This is a genomic window from Mesorhizobium sp. M8A.F.Ca.ET.021.01.1.1 (assembly GCF_003998025.1).
GTDB lineage: Bacteria > Pseudomonadota > Alphaproteobacteria > Rhizobiales > Rhizobiaceae > Mesorhizobium.
This window is the reverse complement of record NZ_RZSJ01000655.1, coordinates 1-3,272: the sequence shown is the minus strand read 5'-3', so window position 1 is coordinate 3,272 and position 3,272 is coordinate 1. Positions and strand designations below refer to the sequence as shown.

Below are 3,272 nucleotides of genomic sequence, written 5' to 3'. Positions count from 1 at the left end.
CCGCCACAACCGAAACCGGCGCCGTGAGCACGGCCGCTCCGGCAGGCAATGCCATGAGTTCCGCCGCGCCGGCAGCGGAAGCAGCTGCTCCGGCAGCGGAGGATGAAGGCTGGGCGCCGGCCGACGGCTTAGAGCGTTTCGCCTTCAGCGTGCTTGCCAATATCGTCACCGGCATCGGCTTCGCATTGGTCCTGGTCGCGGTTTCGGAATTCGCAGGCGGCGTCGGCAACTGGCGCCAGGGCGTTTTCTGGGGTCTGGCCGGCTTTGCCGTGTTCACACTGGCGCCTGGCCTCGGCCTGCAGCCGGAGCTGCCTGCAATGCCGGCGGCCGATCTCCTGCCGCGCCAGATCTGGTGGTCGGCAACGGTGGCGGCAACCGCTATCGGCCTTGGCCTGATCGTGTTTCGCAGATCGCTGCCGTTGACCATCCTCGCGGTCTTGCTGATCGTCGCGCCGCACATTGTCGGCGCGCCGCAGCCCGACAGCTTCGAGACACCGATCCCGGAAGGCCTGCACCATCAGTTCGTGGTGGCGGTGACGGTGACAAATCTGGTGTTCTGGCTGGTGCTCGGCGCGGTCGTTGGCGTGGTTCGCGGGCGCTTCACCGGCACGGCGACCAGCCTGCGCGACAGCTTTGCCTGATCTGGGCAAGCTGACCTTCATCATCGGTGGTGCGCGCTCCGGCAAGAGCGCGCACGCAGAAACTCTGGTGGCGGCGTTGCCCTCGCCATGGGCCTATATCGCCACGGCGCAAGCCTATGACGACGAGATGCATGAACGCATCGCGCTGCACCGCTCGCGGCGCGGCGAGGGCTGGTCGACCATCGACGCGCCACTCGACCTTGCCGAAGCCCTGGAGGCGTTGCCGGATGATCAGCCGGTGCTTGTCGACTGCCTGACGCTGTGGCTGACCAATCACATGCTGGCGGATCACGACGTCGAGGCCGCGTGCCGACGGCTGGCGGACGTTCTGTCGCGGCCGCGCGGGCCGTGGTTCGTGGTGTCGAACGAGGTCGGGCAAGGCATCGTGCCCGACAATGCGCTGGGGCGGCGTTTTCGCGACGACGCCGGTCGGCTCAACCAGCGGGTCGCCGCGGTCGCCGATACGGTGCTCCTGATGGTGGCGGGGCTACCGCTCAAGGTGAAATGAAATGACCGAAGACAAGGGCTCCAAAGACCGGGATGAAGAACGCCATCGCGCCAAGATGGCCAAGCGCAAGGCGGTGCAGGACGCCGAGGTCGCGGGCAAGACGATCGAGAAGGGGTTGCTGATCGTCAACACCGGCCCCGGCAAGGGCAAGACCACGGCCGCCTTCGGTCTCGCACTGCGGATGCTCGGCTACGGCAAGCGCGTCGGCGTCGTCCAGTTCATCAAGGGCAAATGGCACACCGGCGAGAAGGACGCTTTCGCCGCCTTCGGCGACCGGATCGTCTGGCATGCGATGGGCGAGGGGTTCACCTGGGAAACGCAGGATCTGAAGCGCGACATCGCGGCCGCCGAAGCCGCCTGGGCCAAGGCCGTGGAATTGATTGGCGACCCCTCGATCAGCCTTGTCGTGCTCGATGAACTCAACATCGCGCTGCGCTACGATTATCTCGATCTCGACAAGGTGGTTGCCGCGCTCAAGGCTCGCCGCGAGGGCCTGCACGTTGTCGTCACCGGTCGCAACGCGAAGCCGGCGCTGGTCGAGGCGGCGGACCTGGTCACCGAGATGGGGCTGACGAAGCACCATTTTTCCGCCGGCGTAAAAGCGCAGCAGGGCATCGAGTTCTAGAACACCAGGATTGCGATCACCGCGATCAGCCCAAACAGGCCAATCAGCAAATAGTCGGCGACACGATAAAGTTGGAGCGCCCGCCGGATGTCGCCGCTGTCGACATCGCGTCGTCCGTCTTCGCCCATGAAGACGTCGTCGACCACGACGCCGCCATAGCTGCGCGGCCCGGCGAGCGCGAGGCCAAGTGCGCCGGCCATGGCCGCTTCCGGCCAGCCGGCATTGGGCGAGCGGTGTTTTTTCGCGTCGCGCCGTACCGCCTGCCAGGCATTGCCGGGGTCGGTGCCCTTGACCAGGAAAGCGGCCAGCACAATCAGCACCGCCGTCAGCCGTGATGCCGGCAGGTTGATCCAATCGTCGAAGCGTGCCGCCGCCCAGCCGAAGGCCTCATGGCGTGGGGTGCGGTGGCCGATCATCGAATCGGCGGTGTTGGCGGCCTTGTAGGCGGCGCCGCCGGCCAGCCCGCCGACACCGGTCCAGAAGGCGGGGGCGACGATGCCGTCGGAGAAATTCTCCGCCAGGCTCTCGATCGCCGCCCGGCAGACGCCGGCGCGGTCCAGCGTTTCGGGATCGCGGCCAACGATTCGCGAGACGGCGGCTCGGCCCATGTCGAGGCCTCCGCTGTCGAGCGCGTCGGCGACGGCTTCGACGTGTTCGTAAAGGCTTTTCTGCGACAGAAGCGATGTCGCCAGAAGGACGGCAATGATCAATCCCAAGGGGACGAACCAGAGCAGGACAAGCTGCACGCAAAGACCTGCTGCCGCCGGCACCAGCACGATGACGAGAAGCGCCTGGACACCACGTTGGCGACGCAGCGCGTCGGGATCAGTGGCGCGGTTGAGCCTCAAGTCGAGAAAGGATATCAGCCTTCCGAACCACGTCACCGGATGGCCGATGGCGCGAAACAGCCAGTCGGGATAACCGAGGGCGAATTCGACAACCAATGACAGGAAAGCGATCAGGACTGACATGAAGCTTCTTGAAGGAGCGGTGGACCATGGTGGAAGTCTTGGCCGGGCAAGGGCGCTTTTCCCCAATGCCGTGCTGCCGTTCGTCGACCTCTCGACCGGTATCAATCCGCACTCCTACCCGCTTTTCGACCTGCCCGCCACCGCCCTGTGGCGATTGCCGGAGGCCGCGCGTGGGTGCGAGCTGATAGAGATTGCGGCCCAAACCTATGGCGCGCCTTCAGCGGGCAACGTCGTGGCGGCGCCTGGTACGCAGATTCTGCTGCCGCGCGTGGCATCGCTGGTGCGGCCCGGCAAGGCATTGGTGCTGGCGCCGACCTATGCGGAACACGCCAGGGCGGCGGCAATCGCCGGGCACGAGGTGGCCGGGGTCGGCGATTTCGCCGCGCTGGCCGAAGCCGACCTCGCCATCATCGTCAATCCGAACAATCCGGATGGGCGCATCATCGAGCGCGACCGGCTGCTGGCGCTGGCCGCCAGGTTGCGCGCCAGGGGCGGGTTGCTGGTCGTCGACGAGGCGTTCATGGATG

5 protein-coding genes are annotated in these 3,272 nt (G+C 66.3%); 4 read left to right on the top strand and 1 reads right to left on the bottom strand.

The window, feature by feature from the left end:
• The 3 genes from EOA36_RS31610 to cobO all read left to right on the top strand — a co-directional run.
• Positions 1-641: CbtA family protein (locus EOA36_RS31610; protein ID WP_127280783.1), on the top strand; the 641-nt coding region annotated here is incomplete at its 5' end.
• Positions 634-1,149 carry a bifunctional adenosylcobinamide kinase/adenosylcobinamide-phosphate guanylyltransferase gene (gene cobU / locus EOA36_RS31605; protein ID WP_127280782.1) on the top strand — a complete coding sequence of 172 codons (516 nt, stop codon included), beginning with the start codon at positions 634-636 and terminating at the stop codon, positions 1,147-1,149. The genes EOA36_RS31610 and cobU, both read left to right, overlap by 8 nt.
• 1 nt (position 1,150) lies before the next feature.
• Entirely contained in the window at positions 1,151-1,774 is a 624-nt protein-coding gene (cobO, locus tag EOA36_RS31600) for a cob(I)yrinic acid a,c-diamide adenosyltransferase (RefSeq protein ID WP_127280781.1), read from the top strand.
• On the opposite strand, the gene cbiB is transcribed toward cobO, so the two are convergent.
• Positions 1,771-2,745, bottom strand: a complete 975-nt coding sequence (cbiB, locus tag EOA36_RS31595) for an adenosylcobinamide-phosphate synthase CbiB (protein WP_127280780.1) — start codon at positions 2,743-2,745, stop codon at positions 1,771-1,773. The two genes, cobO and cbiB, sit on opposite strands and share 4 nt — an antisense overlap.
• Here cbiB and EOA36_RS31590 point away from each other — a divergent pair.
• Positions 2,744-3,272 (top strand): aminotransferase class I/II-fold pyridoxal phosphate-dependent enzyme (locus EOA36_RS31590; RefSeq protein ID WP_127280779.1); only part of this gene is annotated, 529 nt, incomplete at its 3' end. The genes cbiB and EOA36_RS31590 overlap by 2 nt on opposite strands.

Excerpts from the sequence above, each read along its gene's own strand:
- cobO (WP_127280781.1), top strand. The coding sequence starts at position 1,151 with ATGACCGAAGACAAGGGCTCCAAAGACCGGGATGAAGAACGCCATCGC.
- cbiB (WP_127280780.1), bottom strand. The coding sequence starts at position 2,745 with ATGTCAGTCCTGATCGCTTTCCTGTCATTGGTTGTCGAATTCGCCCTC.